Here is an 18,192-nt window from a genome sequence, read left to right as displayed (position 1 = left end):
GCCAAAATACTTCGTGATCGCCGCCGTCAACGTCGTCTTGCCGTGGTCAACGTGACCAATCGTGCCGATGTTTACGTGCGGTTTGGTGCGTTCAAACTTTGCCTTTGCCATCGCGGAGAGCCTCAAACATTAGGGGGCCCCAAAGCGGAACCCGATTTCCATCGGGCGCGAGATATCCACGATCCAAGGGAAAATCAAGTGTCACTTCGTCGAAGCGACCGGCTCCGGCGCTTTTGGCGGCAATCCGAACCATTCCGGGTTGTCGGCCAGCCAGCGTTCGATCCGTTTGGCGGCGTTGAAGCTAAGACGCTCCATCTGCTCTTCGGCGGTGCGGGTCAGACCAGAGCCGACCATGGTTTCCCCGTCCAACCCTTCAAAGACGGTGAATTGCACGCCTTTTTCATTCAGCTTCTTACCTGCCGCATCATCCCAGAGTGTCGCCGTCACGACCAGCGCGGATTTGGGCGATACCACCAACGGAATACCGGGCGGGGCCAGCGCATAGGCATCGACCGAGACGCCGAGATTGTAAAACTTGTCGCCCTCATAGCGCGACAGGCGTTTTTGCAATGCCGCGGTCAGGCTGTCATCCCAATCCTGCGGGTCGGCCTCGCGCGAGATCGGGACCTTTTGCGGATTGTCGGCCACCACGATATTATGGCCAAGCTTGAAATTGCCCAGCGAGACAGGGGCCTCCATCTCGGCTTGCTGACCACAAGCGGCCAGAAAGCCTGCGACGAAAAGGGGCAGAATGCGCGCGATGATCATGCTTCATGTCCTTGGTCAAACCACGCACCAGCCATAGCCTTTGCGGGGGGCCTGTGCAACCATGCCGCCTTCACCTGACCGGATTGCGCCCTATACTTTGTAATGTGCCTCGTATGGATTGGACTGTGCCATGACCTTGCCGCAAACACCTCTCGCCCCCGAGACTACCGCTTACCCAGCCCGCGTGCCGTTGCACAACACGCCGATGGGCCTTTTAGCCTCGGCCCGGGCGGGGCAGCGCAATGTGCTGGAGCTGATCCCCGAGATTGCGACGCGCCAACCGATGCTGTCGGGGCGCACGGGCAGACGCTGGCATATGGTCATGGACCCCGGCGCGCTGAAGCAGGTGCTGCGTGACAGGGTCGAGGATTACCCGAAATCCACCGTCACCAAGCTGATCCTTGAACAGGCAATCGGTGACAGCCTGTTTGTGGCCGAAGGGGCGGAATGGCTGTGGCAGCGGCGCACGGCGGCCCCGGTGTTCAGCCATCGCAATGTGGCAGCACTTGCCCCGGTGATGACGGCGGCGGCAGAACGCTCCAGCGCGCGGATTGCGGCCGCGCATGGGCGGGCGGGGGATATGTTTGCCGAAATGGTCACCGCGACCTTTGAGGTGATTTCCGATGTGACCTTTTCGGGCGGCGAAGGTTTTGACCGCAGCGCCGTGCATCGCGCGATTGAGGATTACATCGCCCATGCCGCCAAAGTGTCCGTGCTGGACCTGTTGGGCGTGCCGGGCTGGGTGCCGCGTCCGGGGCGGGTGATGGCAGGGGCCGCCATGCGGGAAATGAAACGCATCGCGGATGAGGCGATCGACAGCCGCCGCAAGGACGGTCGCCGCCCGGTGCCGGACCTGTTGGACCTGTTGCTGGAAGGCGAAGACCCCAAGACCGGCCGCAAGATGACCACATCCGAGCTGCGCGACAACCTGCTGACCTTTATCGTCGCCGGGCATGAAACCACGGCGCTGACACTGGCTTGGGCGCTGTATCTGTGCGCCTTTGATCAAGGGGTGCAGGCCGAGGCGCGGGAGGAGGCGCGCGCCGTTCTGGGGGACCGTGCGGCAACCCAAGCCGATATTGCGAACCTGCCCCTGACCCGCCAAATCATTGATGAGGCGTTGCGGATGTATCCGCCGGCGGCCTTTCTGTCTCGCACCGCGCAAGTGGCCGATACGCTGTGCGGGCGCGACATTCATCCCGGTGATACGGTGGTTCTGCCGATTTATGCGCTGCACCGCCACCACATGCTTTGGGATGACCCCGACCAGTTCAAGCCTTCGCGGTTCCGTGACCCCAAGGCGATTGACCGCTTTGCCTATCTGCCCTTTGGCGATGGGCCGCGCATCTGCATCGGGGCAAATTTTGCGCTGCAAGAGGCGGTGATCATTCTGGCAACCCTGCTGGCACGGCACCGGTTCACCCCGGTGACAGGCCGCGCGCCAAAACCGGTGATGATTTTGACCCTGCGGCCCGAAGGCGGGGTTTGGCTAAAGGTTGATCCGGTCTGAGGTTACGGCGCGCAGACCGTTTTCAACGCGGCCCAATCCGCCTCTGACAAGGCGGGCTTTGTGACACCTTGGTTGCGGGCGTTTTCCTTGGCACGCTCTGCCCGGTCGGCGCTGGACGGGTGGCTGGAGAAATATTCCGGGATTTCAATCTGATCCATCTCGGCCAGCTTGTCGAAAAAGGCGCCGAACCCTTCGGAACTGATCGCGGCGCGGTTCAGCATGGCCATGGCAAATGCATCTGCCTGCGCCTCTGCCGCGCGGGTGTAGGAGGTTTGCAAAAGCTGATCGCCCAGAATACCGATCACCGTGCCCCCGGACACATCGCCCAGCACAATCGACACGATCCCCGCCGAACCCGCCGCCCGCAGCATCAGCCGCGTCGGGTCACGCGCCTCGACATGGCCGATTTCATGGGCAAGCACGGCGGCCACTTCCCCGGGCGTGTCAGATTTATCCAGCAAACCACGCAGGATGACAACGCGCCCGCCGGGGGCCGCAAAGGCATTGACCATCGGGTGATCCAGAACCGAAACTTTCAGATCATAGGCCATCTCTTGCCCCTCGGTCAGCCGGGTGACCAGACGGTCCAGCGCGGCATTGCCCTGCGGATCGGTGCAGAGCAAAGAGCCTGCCCGCCCGCCAAGGAAACGCTCCATCTGGTTGACGACCGCATCGCCGAACTGGATTTCGGTTTCCAGCGGCATCCGATTGGCCAGAAAATCCGACATGCGCGGCAAAAGCACAAAGACGATGATGCCAATGGACACCACCGCCAGTGCAAAACGGCCAAGGATTCTGGTCGCCGTGCCGCGCCGCACATCGCGCTTTTTCAACGAGGGGGCCGACAGCCGCAACCACGCCTGCAAGGCCGGATCTTCGATCACCAGACGGGCCGGGTCGCGCGGGGTTTCATCCTCGGTATCGGAATGCAGGGTCAGGGTCAGGCTGTCGCTGCGGGCCTGATCGGCAAGGCTGCGCAACCGATCAAGCGGCCAAAGCATCGGCGTGCCGCCGGGGCCTTGCGCATCAATCATCAGGCCGCGCCCGTCCCGGCTGACCGTAACGAAAACCGGGTGGCGCTGCGCGGTATGGCCATCAAAGAAAACAGCCGCAACCGGCGCAGCGCCTATCATGGTCAGATCGCCCCGCCGATATCCAGCGCATCGGCAAAGCCTTCGGCATCTGCGCCTTTGTCATAGGCGCGCTGACGCACTGCGCCCAAAGCCTCGGCGTTATTGACCTTCAGATTAGTTGCCAGATGGCCGATGATCGGATGGGTGATCATCACCACGCCCAAGGCACCAAGGCCGATCAGGATCAGCAGATAGAGGATGACGATAGGCACGATTTGGGCGATGTTTGGCCCCATTCCCATCCCCATGCCGCCCGATGCCGCCATGCCATAGACCACGCCGCCCAGCACGCCAAAGGCAATCGCGGCGACAACGCCCAGAACAATACCGCCGACCAGCACGATCTTGATGATCTCGGCGGTGCTTGGGGTGGCGGTGAAAGTAACCTGTCCGTCCAGCGTCTTGTGGTTTGCAAGATAGGCATAGGCATGCACGCGGTAATAGACAAAGCCGATCATGAACCAGAAATAACCGACAAAGACCGCGATACCGATCAAGGCTTCGGCATTCATCACCCCGCCGACAATCGCGCCAAGGATCATGATGGCAAGGCCAATCAGCACATGTTTCAATGCCGCATAAAGCCCCTGCCAGCGCCCGCCTTGTTCAAATTTGGCATCGCCGTAATAGCTGCGATCCGTCATGTATTTTTCAAGATAAAAGGTCTGGCGCGGCAACAGCGCGCCCAGCGTGATGCCCGTCAACAAGTAGTGCCCAATCGCGCGCCAGGCATAGCCCCAGGCGGCATTATCCATGCCAAAGCGGATGCCCCGCAACCGGGTGCGGGCCAGTTTATAGCGCCGCGCGCGATAGACCGCAAAAAGCAGAAACGGCACGATGGCAAAGAACGAAATATAGACAGAGGCGATGATCGCCAGCTCATTCCCCGGCTGCATCATCACACCCAGCCCCAGGAAGGTCAGGATCAGTTGCACACCGGCCAGATAGACAGCCAGAAACACAATCGCGATCAGAAAGCCCAGCAGCTTTTCCAACCCGGTGCCGGTATATTCAAACGCATCCCCGTCGATCGAGACAGAGGACCAGATATATTTCCGCATCCGGGTTTTCGCCCAAAACCGGTAAATCCCGGCGGTGATGAGCGTCAACAAACCGGTCACAAAAGCCAGTTTGAAAATGGGGCCGGACTGGCCCGAATAGCGGACAATACCGCCTGAGTTCAATGACATAACAAAACTCCTAAAGTTTAATGCAGGTTTAGCAAGACCAAGCTACAGGCTTTGATCTGGCCAATAAAGGGGAAGTTGCGGCAGAGGGCGAAAAAGCGCGCCACTCTGTCGCAGGGGGCGCGCGCTTGCGCCTTAGGTAAAGCGGTTATCGCGTGGGAAACCGCGCGGGGCCATGCGGCCTGCGGTGGCGCGTTTGGCCAGCCATTCCTCCAGGTCGGTTTCTGTCCGGGTGCGGCCTGCCGGGTCTTTCCAGCTTAGGCCTTCGGTCAGCGCAAAGGTCGTGGCATCCGACAAGCCGCCGTCCTTGTATTTCTGCAAGCGCACGCCTTTGCCCTTGGCCATTTCGGGCAATTCATCAAGGCGGAATACCAGCACTTTGCGGTTTTCGCCCACAACGGCCACATGATCGCCGCGCACCACCTTGCAGACGGCGGTTTTGGCCTCGCCGCGCAGGGACAGCACCTGTTTGCCCGCGCGGGTCTGGGCCACCACCTCATCCGACGGGCAAATGAACCCATCGCCATCGCTGGAGGCGACAAGCATCTTGCTGCCGGGCTGGTGGATCATCAGATCGACAATCTCGGCCTCATTCGGCAAGTCCACCATCAGGCGCACGGGTTCGCCCATGCCGCGCCCACCGGGCAGGTTTGCGCCCAGCAGCGTGTAAAAACGGCCATTGCTGCCGACCAGAATGATCCGGTCGGTGGTTTCGGCGTGGAACAGGAAGCGGCCTTCGTCGCCGTCCTTGAACTTGGCTTCGGTATCCAGCGCAGCATGGCCTTTCATCGCGCGGATCCAGCCCATTTTGGAACAGATCACGGTGATCGGCTCGCGCTCGATCATCGCCTCATAGGGCACGTCCTCGACCTCGCCGGCCTCGGCAAAGGTGGTGCGGCGGGTGCCTTTGGCCCAGGAATGACCAAAGTTTTTCTGCACCTCTTTCAGGTCGGCCCCGATGCGCTTCCATTGCAAACGCGGGTCGGCCAGCAAATCCTCCAGATCGGCGCGCTCTTGCATCAAGGCGTCCCGCTCGGCGATCAGCTCCATCTCCTCCAGCTTGCGCAAGCTGCGCAGACGCATGTTCAGGATGGCCTCGGTCTGCACCTCGGTCAGCTCCCCCTCGCCCTCGGGCGGAGAGACGTAATCCTTTTCCGACAGCGCGCGCGGGTGGTCGATGCCCCAGTTTTCCGCCATCAAGGCGCGCTTGGGATCGGCGTCATAACGGATGATATCAATCACGCGGTCAAGGTTCAGGAAGGCGGTGATAAAGCCTTCCAGCACCTCTAGCCGATGGTCGATCTTGTCCATCCGGTGCTGGCTGCGGCGCTGCAACACATCGCGGCGATGATCAAGGAACGCGCGCAAGACGTCCTTCAGGCTGCACACTTTGGGCGTGCGACCATCAATCAGCGTGTTCATGTTCAGGCTGAAGCGAATTTCCAGATCGGAATTCTTGAACAGCATCCCCATCAGCATATCCGGGTCCACGGTGCGGACCTTTGGTTCAAGGATCAGGCGGATGTCATCGGCGGATTCGTCGCGCACATCGCCAAAGACCGGGATTTTCTTGGTCTGGATCAGCTCCGCCAGCTTCTCGATCAGCCGCGATTTCTGCACCTGATAGGGAATTTCGGTGACGACAATCTGCCATTGCCCACGGCCCAGATCCTCCACATGCCATTTCGCCCGCAGCCGGAAAGATCCGCGCCCGGACCGATAGGCGTCGATGATATTGGCGCGCGGTTCCACGATCACGCCACCGGTCGGGAAATCCGGGCCGGGGACAAGTTCGACCAATGCGTCATCTGCAATCGCAGGGTCTTTGATCATGGCCTGACAGGCGTCAATCAACTCATGCAGGTTATGCGGCGGAATGTTCGTTGCCATCCCCACGGCAATACCGCTGGACCCGTTGGCCAACAGATGCGGAAAGGCGGCAGGCATGACGACAGGTTCTTCGAGTGTGCCGTCATAGTTGGGGCGGAAATCGACGGCGTTCTCCGTCAAGCCTTCCATCAGCTTTTCGGCAATCGCGGTCAGCCGCGCCTCGGTATAGCGGCTGGCGGCCGGGTTATCGCCATCAATATTGCCAAAGTTGCCCTGACCATCGACCAGCGGATAGCGCACGTTGAAATCCTGCGCCAGACGTGCCATCGCATCGTAGATCGCGGCATCGCCATGCGGGTGATAGTTGCCCATCACATCGCCCGAGATTTTCGCGGATTTGCGGAAGCCGCCTGTCGGGCTGAGCTTCAACTCTCGCATCGCATAAAGAATCCGGCGGTGAACCGGTTTCAGCCCGTCACGGGCATCGGGCAAGGCCCGGTGCATGATGGTTGACAGCGCATAGGTCAGATACCGCTCGCCAATCGCGCGGCGCAGGGGTTCGGACACGGTCAGCGGCTGGGTATGGGGGATATCGGGCGATTTTGTCATGGATGTTGTGTAATCGGGCTGTGCGGCACGGTCCAGCCGAAATGAAAGCCCCCGCCCGAAGTGGGCGTCAGAAAATGCGGAATTGGGAAAGATTAACGTTTTTTCCCACAGTAAAAACTGTCATAAGGAAGGTAAGTCTGCTCGCGAATGCGAAACTGAATGGGGTTGGTATGATTAAGTTGTTGTCGCTTTTGGCGCTTGCTATGTTTTTGACGCTGTTGATCGGCGGCGAAGACAACGGGCAGGTTCGGCAAGGCCTGTTGAATGCAGATGCACCCGTGAATCGCCCGGTGGTCCGCACCGCCGCCGCCCCGGAAGCCGCAACGCCCCAAGCCACCGCACCGAAAGCCGATGTGACGCTGGCCGCATTCGCCCCCACAACACCGGCAGCCACCAAGGTGGAAGCCGCACAGCCCGTCTCGGCCCCGATCGTCGGCGGATTTGTGGTGATGGATGCGGATAAGGCGGCCTCGGTGGTGCCGCTGCCGAAGGTTGAAGAAGCCCCTGAATTGCCGATCATGTATGTCAGCAGCCGCTCGGTGAATGTGCGTGGTGGCCCCTCCACCGATTATGAGGTTGTGGGCCGCCTGACCCGCGCCGAAGCCGTAACCGTGGTATCGCCAGAGCAAGACGGCTGGGTGCAGATCCGGATCGAAGGCGATGGCATCGACGGCTATATCGCTGCCCGTTTGCTCAGCGAGACTGACCCGTCCAATTAAGGCGGTTTGCGGCCCCGCCCGTTTCGCATTAGATCAAGGGCGCAAGCAATCAGGGGCCGCGCCATGTCACAAAAATCCATTTTGATCACCGGATGCTCATCGGGTATCGGGCTTGACGCCGCGCGCACCTTGCACGCCCGCGGCTGGCGCGTGTTTGCCACCTGCCGGGCCGAGGCGGATTGCGCGCGGTTGCGCGGTGAAGGGCTGGAAAGCTTTCGCCTGGATTATGACGATGTCAGCAGCCTTGAATCCGCCGTTGCCGAGGTGATGACCCGCACGGGCGGCACGCTGGATGCGCTGTTCAACAACGGGGCCTATGCCATTCCCTGCGCCTATGAAGATCTGCCGCGCGATGCGTTCCGGGCGATTCTGGAAACCAATCTCATCGGCTATCATGACCTGACCTGCCGCGTGTTGCCGATCATGCGGGCGCAGGGGCATGGGCGGATTGTGAACAACTCCTCTATTCTGGGGATGGTCGGGTTTCGGTGGCGCACGGCCTATGTGGCGACCAAATTCGCGCTGGAAGGGATCACCGATGTGCTGCGGCTGGAATTGCGCGGCACTGGCATCCACCCGATCCTGATCGAGCCGGGGCCGATCACCACCAAATTCCGCGACAATAGCGCAATTCAGTTCAAACGCTGGATCAAATGGGACTCGTCGCCCCGCCGCGCGGAATATGCCGAAATTCTGGAACGCTTTGAAAACAAGGCCGGGCCGGACCGGTTTGAGCTGCCCGCCTCTGCCGTGACGGACAAGCTGATTCACGCGCTGGAAAGCAAACGCCCCCGCGCCCGCTACTATGTTACTATTCCCACGCATGTGATGGGAATTGCCCGGCGCTTGCTGCCCATCTGGGCGCTGGACCGAATTCTGGCAGGCGGCACATAAGCGTGGTGGACGTTTCGCCACAGCCGTTTTTTCTTCGCTTTTTCCGCGCAGCCGCTTACATCCCCTGCAAACAAGAAGGGACTTTTTATGCTTAGCGACCCGTTATTCATTATCGCCGCGATTGCCTGCCTTGGCGTGCTGTTCGTCCTGATTCTGGGCATAGGCAGTTTTGGCAAGGGTGGCGAAAACAGTGCCAAACGATCCAATAAGCTGATGCGCTATCGGATTTATGCGCAGGCGGTGGCGGTTGCGCTGATCATTCTTTTCGTCTTTTTGCGCCGGATGGGGGGGCAGTAATGGTCGTTCTTTCAAAGATTTACACCAAAACCGGTGACGCGGGCGAAACCGCCCTTGGCAATGGCGACCGGGTGGCGAAACATGCGCTGCGGGTTTCGGCCTATGGCACGGTGGATGAAACCAATGCGACCATCGGGCTGGCGCGCCTGCACAGCACAGGTGATATGGATGCCGCCCTTGCGCGGATTTCGAATGATCTATTCGATCTGGGGGCCGATCTGTGCACCCCGGACCGCGAAAACGATGCTACCGCCCCCTACCCCCGCCTGCGGATGATCGACGCGCAAGTGGCACGGCTGGAATCCGAGATTGACGCGATGAACACCAGCCTGACCCCGTTGCGCAGCTTCATTCTGCCGGGGGGCACCGCCCTTGCCGCCCATCTGCACCTGTGCCGCACGACCTGCCGGCGGGCCGAACGGCTGACGGTGGAACTGGCCAGCGTCGAAGATGTGAACCCCGCCGCCGTCAAATACCTTAACCGTTTGTCGGATTGGTTTTTCGTCGCCGGGCGCATCGCCAATAATGATGGCAAGGACGATGTGCTGTGGGTGCCGGGGCTGACGCGCTGACTCGGAGTGTTGCGAATCCTTACCGCCGAAAGCGGTTTTCGCAGGGCAGACCGGGGGATCGGGCCGGGCGCGGGTTGGAAACGCGGCGTCTGTTGTCGCTAACATGACGATTTTGGCCTGTTTATTCGCCGCGCAAGATTATATCAAAACCCGGAGAGTTTACGGGCCACCCGGCCCTTCCCAACCAAGGAGTCCGCGCCAATGAAGGTTCTTGTGCCTGTCAAACGTGTGATCGACTATAACGTGAAAGTTCGTGTGAAAGCGGATGGCAGCGGTGTTGATCTTGCCAATGTCAAAATGTCGATGAATCCCTTTGACGAGATTGCCGTCGAACAGGCGATCCGCCTGAAAGAAGCCGGCACGGTTGACGAGATTGTGGTGGTGTCGATTGGCGTCAAGCAGGCGCAGGAAACGCTGCGCACCGCGCTGGCCATGGGCGCAGACCGCGCAATTCTGATCGTGGCGGCAGAGGATGTGCATAATGACATTGAGCCGCTGGCCGTGGCCAACCTGCTGAAAGCCGTGGTGGACGAAGAAGGCCCCGGCCTTGTGATCTGCGGCAAACAGGCGATCGACAATGACATGAACGCCACCGGGCAGATGCTGTCGGCGCTGCTGGGCTGGTCGCAGGCGACATTCGCGTCGGAAGTGGCGATTGAAGGCAACCACGCCGTTGTCACCCGCGAAGTCGATGGTGGTTTGCAGACGATCAAGGTGGCGATGCCCACCGTCATCACCGCCGACCTGCGTTTGAATGAGCCGCGCTACGCGTCTTTGCCCAACATCATGAAAGCAAAGAAAAAACCGCTGGATGAAAAGACCGCCGCAGATTACGGCGTCGATGTCACCCCGCGCCTGACCGTAGTGAAAACCACCGAACCCGCAGGCCGCAAGGCCGGGATCAAGGTTGGCTCGGTGGATGAGCTGATTGCAAAACTCAAAGACGAAGCGGGGGTAATCTGATGGCTGTTCTTCTTTTGGGGGAAGTGATTGACGGCGCTTTGGCGACCGATCAGATGGCAAAAGCCCTGACTGCCGTGAACACGCTTGGCCCGGTTACGGTGTTGATCGCGGGCAAAGGTGGCGATGCCGCAGCGGCGGAGGCGGCGACGCTGCAAGGCGTGTCCAAGGTGCTGTTTGCCGATGACCACGTCTATTGCCATTCAATGTCGGAACCGACCGCCGCGCTGATCCAGTCGCTGGCGGGGGATTACAGCCATATCGTTGCCGCCTCTGGCGCGTTTTCCAAGTCGGTGCTGCCGCGCGTGGCGGCCCTGCTGGATGTGATGCTGATTTCCGAAGTGCTGGCCGTGGTGGATGCCGATACGTTTGACCGCCCGATCTATGCCGGTAACGCGATCCAGACTGTCAAATCGACCGATGCGACCAAGGTGATGACCATCCGCACCGCGACCTTTGACGCGGCAGCGGCAGGCGGCAGCGCCTCGGTTGAAAAGATTTCGGCTTCGGTCGATGGCGCGATGTCGTCCTGGGTGGAAGACAAGGTTGCCACCTCTGACCGTCCGGAACTGACCAGCGCGGGTGTTGTGGTATCGGGTGGCCGTGGCGTTGGCTCGGAAGCCGATTTTGCGCTGATCGAAAAGCTGGCCGACAAACTGGGCGCGGCCGTTGGTGCAAGCCGTGCCGCCGTGGACAGCGGTTATGCCCCCAACGACTGGCAGGTTGGTCAGACCGGCAAGGTCGTGGCGCCTGACCTTTATGTCGCCATCGGGATTTCCGGCGCGATCCAGCACTTGGCCGGGATGAAAGACTCCAAGGTCATCGTGGCGATCAACAAGGATGAAGAAGCCCCGATTTTCCAAGTTGCGGATTACGGGCTGGTCGCAGACTTGTTCACTGCTGTGCCGGAAATGATCGAAAAGCTCTGACCTTCGGTCAGCGAGGCAGAAACACAAAGGCGCCCAGTGTTGGGCGCCTTTTTTACTTGTTACTTTGGAAAAAGCTGTCGCGTGGCATCGGCAATAGCTTCGGCAACCTCGCGATGAGCGCGCGGGCCGGGCACTCCTTCGGCGGCGGCACGGTCCATGGCCGAGAACGCCATCTGGTCCACGCCTTCGTCATTGGCCTGCTGACTTGTCACCACCTCCAGATAGGCCGAGGCGGCCCCGCGCACCTGATCAATCATCGCCGCATTGATCAGCACAGGGTTGGAATAAGGCTCCATCGCCGCATCTGCCGCAGGGGGTGGGCGATCTGCCATCCACAAAAGCAGCGTTGGCCCTTTCAGGCTTTGCAACAGCAATTGCATCCGCGCCACCCATGTCGCCTGCAACTCTGCCGCGACCTCACGAAACCGCTGCGGCGACACCTCATACAGGCTTTGCAGCATGTGGCGGGTGAAGTGGAAATCGGTGAAATCCACCTCGCGAAAGGTTTTCTGCAACCAGACACTGGCCCGCAAAAAACGGTCATTCCGGCGCGGATGCACCGTGTAATAACGGTTGCTCAGGTTCTGCGCTCCGACAATCTGCACTATGGTCAGTTCGGCATGGGCCGCGATATCCAGCACCTCTGGATCATGCAAGAACACATCCGGCCCCGCATTCATATAGCCGAAGTTCACCACACTGCGGCCTGTCAACTGCGCCAACAGAACCGAATAGGGTTCCGGAACAAACTTCCCATAAGTTTCCGTTCCGCCAATTGCCACGGAATACGGCTGCCGTAAACTGTGTTTAGGCCCGCGAAACACCAGTTTTGACGCGCCATATTGACATGGAAAATAGTCGAGCGAAAAATCGCCCGGAAAAGCAAAGGCCATAGCACCCACCCAATTTTCATACACCCAAGACCAAGAATGGCCGAGAGTCGTTTAGAATTGGCTAAATCCTCAATTCGCCAAGAATTCTTGGTATTCGGTCTATTCTAGGTCATGCGCCTAGTCGGCCTTGCACCACCCCCCTTTGCGCGCATATGGTTTGCGCAAAGCGGATGCAGGAGAGCGCGGGCATGGAAATCAAGTCGGTCGGGATTGTTGGCGCGGGCCAGATGGGGAATGGCATTGCCCATGTGTTTGCGCTGGCCGGGTATGACGTGACGATGACCGATATCAGCCAGGAAAGCCTGACCAAGGCGGTGGCGCTGATTGATCGCAATATCGAGCGTCAGGTGGCGCGCGGCAAAACCACGGCGGAGGATAAGGCCGCCGCGATGGCGCGCATCAAAACCACGCTCAATCTGGCCGAAATCGGCCCCTCAGACCTGATTATCGAAGCCGCGACCGAACGTGAGACGGTGAAACAGGCGATTTTCGATGACCTGCTGCCGCATCTGAAACCGCATACGATTCTGACCTCGAACACGTCTTCCATCTCGATCACTCGCCTTGCCAGCCGCACCGACCGACCCGAGAAATTCATGGGGTTCCACTTCATGAACCCGGTGCCCGTGATGCAACTGGTAGAGCTGATCCGCGGCATCGCGACCGACCGCGCGACCTATGACAGCTTGCTTGCCGTGGTCGAAAAGCTGGGCAAAACCGCCGCCAGCGCCGAGGATTTCCCGGCCTTCATCGTCAACCGCATTCTGATGCCGATGATCAATGAAGCGGTTTATACGCTTTATGAAGGCGTCGGCTCGGTCAAATCCATCGACGAATCGCTGAAGCTGGGGGCCAACCATCCGATGGGGCCGCTGGAACTGGCAGATTTCATCGGGCTCGATACCTGCCTTGCCATCATGAACGTGCTGCATGACGGTTTGGCCGATACGAAATACCGCCCCTGCCCGCTGCTGACCAAATATGTAGAGGCCGGTTGGCTGGGCCGCAAAACCCAGCGCGGCTTTTACGATTATCGCGGGGAAACCCCGGTTCCGACGCGCTGAAAGCGGTTAGAACGGCTCTCCGAACATGGTCTGGACCAAGTGGTCCAAGGCCTCCAGCAACGCATCGGCCTGCGGGCCAGAGGTTTTGACGGAAATCACCGTCCCGCGCGAGGCGGCCAGCATCAACAGCCCCATGATGGAATCGCCCGAAACGCTCATCCCGTCCTTGGTCACTTCGGCCGTGGCATCGAAAGTTTCGACCACTTCGACAAATTTGGCCGAAGCGCGGGCGTGCAGCCCCTTTTCGTTCACGATTTTCAAATCACGCTCGGTCATCAGGCGTTTCCTTCTGCGCCTAGATCAAGGCTGTTGATGTATTTCCGGCCCGCATCCAGTGCCAAAGTAACGGCATCCGGCAAAGCCATATCGCGGGATTTTGTCAGTTTTATCAACATGGGCAGGTTGGCCCCATAAAGAATACGGCGGTTCTGGCCGCAACAGGCCAACAGCGACAGGTTCGAGGGCGAGCCGCCGAACATGTCTGTGACCACCACGACACCGTCGCCTGCATCAACCAGATCGGCCGCGTGGCAAATCTCGGATTGTTTGAGACCACGATCATGGTCCTCCTCGATCGCGACGGCGATCATGTTGGTTTGCTTGCCAACGACATGTTCAACCGCGGAAAGATATTCCCGCGCAAGCCCCCCGTGGGCGACGATAACAATACCGATCACGCTTTGATCACCCTGTTCCCACTGCGGGCGTGGCCACGGCCCGACGTTCAAGCTCCCGATGTCGTTTTGCCACTGGCCAGCCTGCCTCTGCAAGCTTTGCCGCCAGAAGTTCCGCAACGGCAACTGACCTGTGTTGCCCTCCGGTGCAGCCAAAACCGATGGCCAGATGCGCTTTGCCCTCATCCAGTTGGGCGGGCAACAGGAACAAGACCAGTTCGCTGATCTTGACCATGAATTCTGCAAATCGGGCATCGGTGGCGATATGTTCGACCACAGCCTGATCGCGCCCGTCCATGTCGCGCAAGGCCGATACCCAATGCGGATTGGTCAGAAAGCGGCAATCAAACACCATGTCTATCCCACGCGGTATTCCCCGCTTGTAGGAAAAGGACTGGATCGACACCGCAAGGCCCGGCACCTCTGGCCGACCAAACCAGCGCGCAATTTCCGCCCGCAGATCATGCGGCGACATATCCGTCGTCTCTATCAGGTGGTCTGCCCGCACCCGGATCGGGGCCAGCAGGTCCACCTCCAGCGAAATCCCAATCAGCGGTGTGCCATCAGGGGCCATCGGATGGCGGCGGCGGGTCTGGGCATAGCGGCGGATCAGCTCATCCTGCGCACAATCGAGATAGATCACGCTCAGCGAGACACGGGGGTTCCGGGTCAACCCGTCGATCAATTCGATCAGGGCTGTGGCGTTGAAATCGCGGTTGCGCGCATCCAGACCCAGCGCAATCGGGCGGCCAAGGCTTTCGCCATCAATCAGGCGGGGCACAAGACTAAGCGGGAGGTTGTCAATCACCTCATAGCCCATATCCTCCAAGGCATTAATCGCAGTGGTGCGCCCGGCGCCCGAAGGCCCGGTGACCAAGACAATGCGATGTTCCGTGATCTGTGCGTCGCTCAAGGCATCCGTCCGTCAGTCCATCCGGCCCGCCCGGACATATTGCAAGATAGCATAAGGAAGGTGGCTGCATGTTGCCCCGAATACAAGATCAATCGGCACACCAAACAGGTCACATTGGCGTTTCGGGGGCAATCGTTGCGTCTCTGCCCTGTCCAGATCAACGACAAGGCGAACCGGCGCGGTTTCCAACCTGTCAGCGCGTAAAATGCCAATGCCCCGCGCCTCGATCTTGCCTTGGATAGCTTCGGGACAACGGGCGAAAACTTGTCCATCGGCCTGCGACAGCTGGGTGCGGTCATCCGCGATCAGGGTCGCGCCATGCGCCATCAAGGTCAACGCGAGCGCCGATTTCCCGCTGCCAGAGGCGCCGATAATCAGAACGGCCTGCCCCGCAATTGCGACACAACTGGCATGCAGGGTGTCTGGGCCAGCCCCGGACGCAAGCACGTCATTGGCCGCAGCCCGGCTCACACCGGCAGGCCCACCACGAAGCGCGCGCCAAGCGGTTCCGAAGTGACATCCGCCGAGGTGGGGCGAATGTTTTCAGCCCAGATCACGCCGCCATGTGCCTCGACGATCTGCTTGGAGATCGCCAGCCCAAGGCCAGAGTGATCGCCGAACTGCGCCACAGGACGTTCCGAATAAAAGCGCTTGAACACTTTGGTCAGCGCCTGTTCGGGGATGCCCGGGCCGGTATCTTCCACCACGATCAGCACGCGATTTTCGCGCCGCCGGGCCCAGACGCGCACGGCATCGCCTTCCTCACAGAAGGACACAGCGTTGGTGATCAGGTTGACGAACACCTGTGCCAGCCGCGCCTCCAACCCGTGGATCATGATCGGATCTTTCGGCAGGTCGGTGATGAAATCGACGCCGCGCTGCTTGGCCTGATCGCCCAGATATTCCGACAGGTTCGCGATGGTCTTGATAAGGTTGAATTCTTCTTCCTCTTCCTTCACCAACTCACTGTCGAGCCGGGAGGCGTTGGAAATATCCGACACAAGCCGATCCAGACGCCGCACATCATGTTCGATCACATCCAGCAGCTTTTCGCGGTGGTCTTCCTTTTTGACCATGCGCAAGCTGCCCACGGCAGAGCGCAGGCTGGCCAGCGGGTTCTTGATTTCATGGCTGACATCGGCAGCGAATTGTTCATTGGCGTCGATCCGGTCGTAAAGCGCGGCCACCATGCCCCGCATCGCCACGGAAAGGCGGCCAATTTCATCCGGGCGCGCGGCGAGATCGGGGATACGCACCCGCCCCGGTGCCATCTTGCGGGCATCACGGTCGCGCCCCAGTTCCGCCGCCGCAGCCAGATCAGACAGGGGGTTGGCGATGGTCGAGGCAAGCACGAGGCTGAGGCCAATCGACACCAGCAAAGCGATCACGAACATCTGCAAAACCTGCTCACGCTCATGCCGGACCAAGCGGTCAATCTCCCCCTCAGCCGAGGTCAGGGCCACCACGCCCATCACTTCGCCCGCGCTCCAGATCGGGGTGGCGACGGAAAACAATGTGCCGCCTGCGGAATCCTTGGCCATGTTGGAACTGGTCTGCCCCGTCAACGCCTCGGCGAAACCGCTGCGGGCAAGGCTTTCGGAATCGGTTTTGGCCTGATCCGCCTCGGGGCCGGACAAGACGCCCGACACGGTTTCCCAAACGGTATTGAGGAAATCTGTGATCAGGGTCGAGTTCAACTTGCCATCATCAGACATCGCGACGCGGGCCTTGCCCTCTGCCGTTGCGATGACGCGGCCATCCCGGTCGAACACAAAGGCATCGACGCCGGGGCCGATTTTCAGCGCGCTGAGCGCCGCCGCAACATCCATCCCCGCCGGATCGTTCAACGCCACATTGGCCACGCCGGGCAGCTGCGCCTCAAACACGCCGGCAACCAGCTCTGCCTCGGTGACAAGCCCTTGTTCGCGTTGCAACACAAGGCTGTCGCGGAAGGGATTCATGAACAACACCCCAGCGACCAGGATCACCAGAGCCATCATGTTGAAAATAATGATTTTCCGCGCCAAAGGCGATTTGTTCAGCGCAACAATCCCGCTGCGGCCACGATGGCCCCGAAGCTCCGGCTCCACCAGATCTTCGGGCGCGGTCCAATCTTCACCCAGCAGAACGTCGCCGCTGTTACGGCCAGAGGCGGGCTTACGTGCAACCGCCTTTGAAATTTGAGGTGCCGCAGTCATTCCAGCGCGTCACTCTTCATTATAGCGGTAGCCGATACCATAGAGGGTTTCGATGGCCGAGAAATCATCATCGGCGGTGCGCATTTTCTTGCGCAAGCGCTTGATATGGCTGTCGATCGTGCGGTCATCGACATAGACCTGATCGTCATAGGCCACATCCATCAACTGATCGCGGCTTTTCACAAAGCCGGGGCGTTGCGCCAAGGCCTGAAGCAGCAGGAATTCCGTCACGGTCAGCGAAACTTCCTTGCCCTTCCAGGCAACCGCATGGCGCAGGGGGTCCATCCGCAGATGCCCGCGTTCGATCACCTTGGTTTCCTCGGTCACGGCCACTTCATCGGTTGCAATCGCGTCCTGACGGCGCAGCAGCGCGCGGATACGTTCGACCAGCAGGCGTTGCGAGAAAGGCTTTTTGACGTAATCATCGGCCCCCATGCGCAGGCCCAAAACTTCGTCAATCTCATCATCCTTGGACGTGAGGAAAATCACCGGCATCGTGGTTTTCTGCCGCAGGCGCTGCAACAGGTCCATCCCGTCCATGCGCGGCATCTTTATATCCAGCACCGCCATATCGGGCAGGCGGCGGTTGAACGCGTCCAGCGCCGATTGACCGTCATTATAGGTTTCAACTTCGAAACCCTCTGCCTCCAGAGTCATCGAAACCGACGTCAGAATATTTCTGTCGTCGTCCACAAGGGCGATCCTTGACATGGGTGTTTTCCCTATACTGCTCATTTATTTTTTTCCATTTTCACTTTTTCGCCGCAAAGAATCAACTGCAATCTACGAATCGCCCGTCAAGCCCCCCTGAGTTGACAACAAAAAAACGAATGAATGACTAATTTGCCTCAGTCCGCGATTTGGTTGCGCTAACGTAACTTGGTTGCGCTAACTGTGCGAAAGCGTCCTGTTCCAATCCGAAAACGGCGTGTTATAGGCAAGGTGTCGGCCTCGGCTCCGGGGGCGACCGGATTGCACGCTGCGGTGTGCGATGCGTTCCAAAACCCCAAAAGAAATTGTCGCATCATCGGCATCGGGAGCT

Annotated in this window: 20 protein-coding genes; 8 read left to right on the top strand and 12 right to left on the bottom strand. The window is 59.8% G+C overall.

All coding sequences use genetic code 11. From position 1 onward, the window contains the following. Both EGN72_RS10840 and EGN72_RS10835 read right to left on the bottom strand, forming a co-directional pair. Positions 1 to 111 (bottom strand): GTP-binding protein (locus tag EGN72_RS10840; protein WP_158623108.1); only part of this gene is annotated, 111 nt, incomplete at its 3' end. A gap of 90 nt (positions 112 to 201) precedes the next feature. Continuing rightward, entirely contained in the window at positions 202 to 768 is a 567-nt protein-coding gene (locus tag EGN72_RS10835) for a hypothetical protein (protein ID WP_233587110.1), read from the bottom strand. A gap of 130 nt (positions 769 to 898) precedes the next feature. On the opposite strand from EGN72_RS10835, the gene EGN72_RS10830 reads away from it, so the two are divergent. After that, on the top strand, positions 899 to 2,278 hold the full coding sequence (locus EGN72_RS10830) for a cytochrome P450 (RefSeq protein WP_127047419.1): 1,380 nt from the start codon (positions 899 to 901) through the stop codon (positions 2,276 to 2,278). A gap of 2 nt (positions 2,279 to 2,280) precedes the next feature. Here the strand turns inward: EGN72_RS10830 and EGN72_RS10825 are convergent, their stop codons facing one another. From EGN72_RS10825 to EGN72_RS10815, 3 genes are all read right to left on the bottom strand, one after another. Then, positions 2,281 to 3,411 carry a M48 family metallopeptidase gene (locus EGN72_RS10825; protein WP_127047417.1) on the bottom strand — a complete coding sequence of 377 codons (1,131 nt, stop codon included), beginning with the start codon at positions 3,409 to 3,411 and terminating at the stop codon, positions 2,281 to 2,283. A 2-nt stretch (positions 3,412 to 3,413) separates the two neighbouring features. Then, on the bottom strand, positions 3,414 to 4,601 hold the full coding sequence (locus tag EGN72_RS10820) for a YjgN family protein (protein ID WP_127047415.1): 1,188 nt from the start codon (positions 4,599 to 4,601) through the stop codon (positions 3,414 to 3,416). 132 nt (positions 4,602 to 4,733) lie between these two features. After that, positions 4,734 to 7,037 carry a DNA topoisomerase IV subunit A gene (locus tag EGN72_RS10815; RefSeq protein ID WP_127047413.1) on the bottom strand — a complete coding sequence of 768 codons (2,304 nt, stop codon included), beginning with the start codon at positions 7,035 to 7,037 and terminating at the stop codon, positions 4,734 to 4,736. Positions 7,038 to 7,207: 170 nt separating this feature from the next. Between EGN72_RS10815 and EGN72_RS10810 the strand changes: the two genes are divergently transcribed. The 6 genes from EGN72_RS10810 to EGN72_RS10785 all read left to right on the top strand — a co-directional run bounded on the left by EGN72_RS10810 (position 7,208) and on the right by EGN72_RS10785 (position 11,408). Then, a complete protein-coding gene (locus EGN72_RS10810) occupies positions 7,208 to 7,756 on the top strand; it encodes an SH3 domain-containing protein (protein ID WP_127047411.1) in 549 nt (182 codons plus the stop codon). A 63-nt stretch (positions 7,757 to 7,819) separates the two neighbouring features. Next, on the top strand, positions 7,820 to 8,650 hold the full coding sequence (locus EGN72_RS10805; RefSeq protein ID WP_127047409.1) for an SDR family NAD(P)-dependent oxidoreductase: 831 nt from the start codon (positions 7,820 to 7,822) through the stop codon (positions 8,648 to 8,650). 87 nt (positions 8,651 to 8,737) lie between these two features. Beyond that, entirely contained in the window at positions 8,738 to 8,947 is a 210-nt protein-coding gene (locus EGN72_RS10800; RefSeq protein ID WP_127047407.1) for a twin transmembrane helix small protein, read from the top strand. Further along, positions 8,947 to 9,519 (top strand): cob(I)yrinic acid a,c-diamide adenosyltransferase, encoded by a 573-nt coding sequence (locus EGN72_RS10795; protein WP_127047405.1) that lies wholly within the window; start codon positions 8,947 to 8,949, stop codon positions 9,517 to 9,519. The genes EGN72_RS10800 and EGN72_RS10795 overlap by 1 nt, the downstream gene beginning before the upstream one ends. A gap of 201 nt (positions 9,520 to 9,720) precedes the next feature. Continuing rightward, on the top strand, positions 9,721 to 10,482 hold the full coding sequence (locus EGN72_RS10790; protein ID WP_127047403.1) for an electron transfer flavoprotein subunit beta/FixA family protein: 762 nt from the start codon (positions 9,721 to 9,723) through the stop codon (positions 10,480 to 10,482). Further along, on the top strand, positions 10,482 to 11,408 hold the full coding sequence (locus EGN72_RS10785; RefSeq protein ID WP_127047401.1) for an FAD-binding protein: 927 nt from the start codon (positions 10,482 to 10,484) through the stop codon (positions 11,406 to 11,408). The genes EGN72_RS10790 and EGN72_RS10785 overlap by 1 nt, the downstream gene beginning before the upstream one ends. Positions 11,409 to 11,467: 59 nt before the next feature. Here EGN72_RS10785 and EGN72_RS10780 read toward each other — a convergent pair whose 3' ends face one another. Continuing rightward, positions 11,468 to 12,301: a DUF6473 family protein gene (locus tag EGN72_RS10780; RefSeq protein WP_127047399.1), complete on the bottom strand. Its 834-nt coding sequence runs from the start codon at positions 12,299 to 12,301 to the stop codon at positions 11,468 to 11,470. 188 nt (positions 12,302 to 12,489) lie between these two features. Here EGN72_RS10780 and EGN72_RS10775 point away from each other — a divergent pair, with 188 nt between their 5' ends. Further along, positions 12,490 to 13,365: a 3-hydroxybutyryl-CoA dehydrogenase gene (locus EGN72_RS10775; protein ID WP_127047397.1), complete on the top strand. Its 876-nt coding sequence runs from the start codon at positions 12,490 to 12,492 to the stop codon at positions 13,363 to 13,365. 6 nt (positions 13,366 to 13,371) lie between these two features. Here the strand turns inward: EGN72_RS10775 and EGN72_RS10770 are convergent, their stop codons facing one another. Genes EGN72_RS10770 through EGN72_RS10745 form a run of 6 tightly spaced genes read right to left on the bottom strand, consistent with a single transcriptional unit; the run spans position 13,372 to position 17,861 of the window. After that, positions 13,372 to 13,641, bottom strand: a complete 270-nt coding sequence (locus EGN72_RS10770; RefSeq protein ID WP_127047395.1) for an HPr family phosphocarrier protein — start codon at positions 13,639 to 13,641, stop codon at positions 13,372 to 13,374. Beyond that, positions 13,641 to 14,042, bottom strand: a complete 402-nt coding sequence (locus tag EGN72_RS10765; RefSeq protein ID WP_127047393.1) for a PTS sugar transporter subunit IIA — start codon at positions 14,040 to 14,042, stop codon at positions 13,641 to 13,643. Before EGN72_RS10765 ends, EGN72_RS10770 begins: the two co-directional genes overlap by 1 nt. A gap of 7 nt (positions 14,043 to 14,049) precedes the next feature. Beyond that, positions 14,050 to 14,952, bottom strand: coding sequence for an RNase adapter RapZ (rapZ, locus tag EGN72_RS10760; RefSeq protein WP_233587109.1), 903 nt, complete (start codon positions 14,950 to 14,952; stop codon positions 14,050 to 14,052). Between the two features lie 12 nt (positions 14,953 to 14,964). Then, positions 14,965 to 15,423, bottom strand: coding sequence for an HPr kinase/phosphorylase (locus EGN72_RS10755; RefSeq protein ID WP_233587108.1), 459 nt, complete (start codon positions 15,421 to 15,423; stop codon positions 14,965 to 14,967). Next, positions 15,420 to 17,150: a sensor histidine kinase gene (locus EGN72_RS10750; protein ID WP_127047391.1), complete on the bottom strand. Its 1,731-nt coding sequence runs from the start codon at positions 17,148 to 17,150 to the stop codon at positions 15,420 to 15,422. Before EGN72_RS10750 ends, EGN72_RS10755 begins: the two co-directional genes overlap by 4 nt. Positions 17,151 to 17,159: 9 nt before the next feature. Next, positions 17,160 to 17,861 (bottom strand): response regulator transcription factor, encoded by a 702-nt coding sequence (locus EGN72_RS10745; protein WP_127047389.1) that lies wholly within the window; start codon positions 17,859 to 17,861, stop codon positions 17,160 to 17,162. Between the last annotated feature and the right edge of the window lie 331 nt (positions 17,862 to 18,192).

It is taken from the genome of Pseudorhodobacter sp. E13, assembly GCF_003991405.1.
In the GTDB taxonomy this organism is placed as follows: domain Bacteria; phylum Pseudomonadota; class Alphaproteobacteria; order Rhodobacterales; family Rhodobacteraceae; genus Pseudorhodobacter.
Note: the sequence above shows the minus strand (reverse complement) of the source record. Positions and strands in the feature narration are given on the sequence as shown.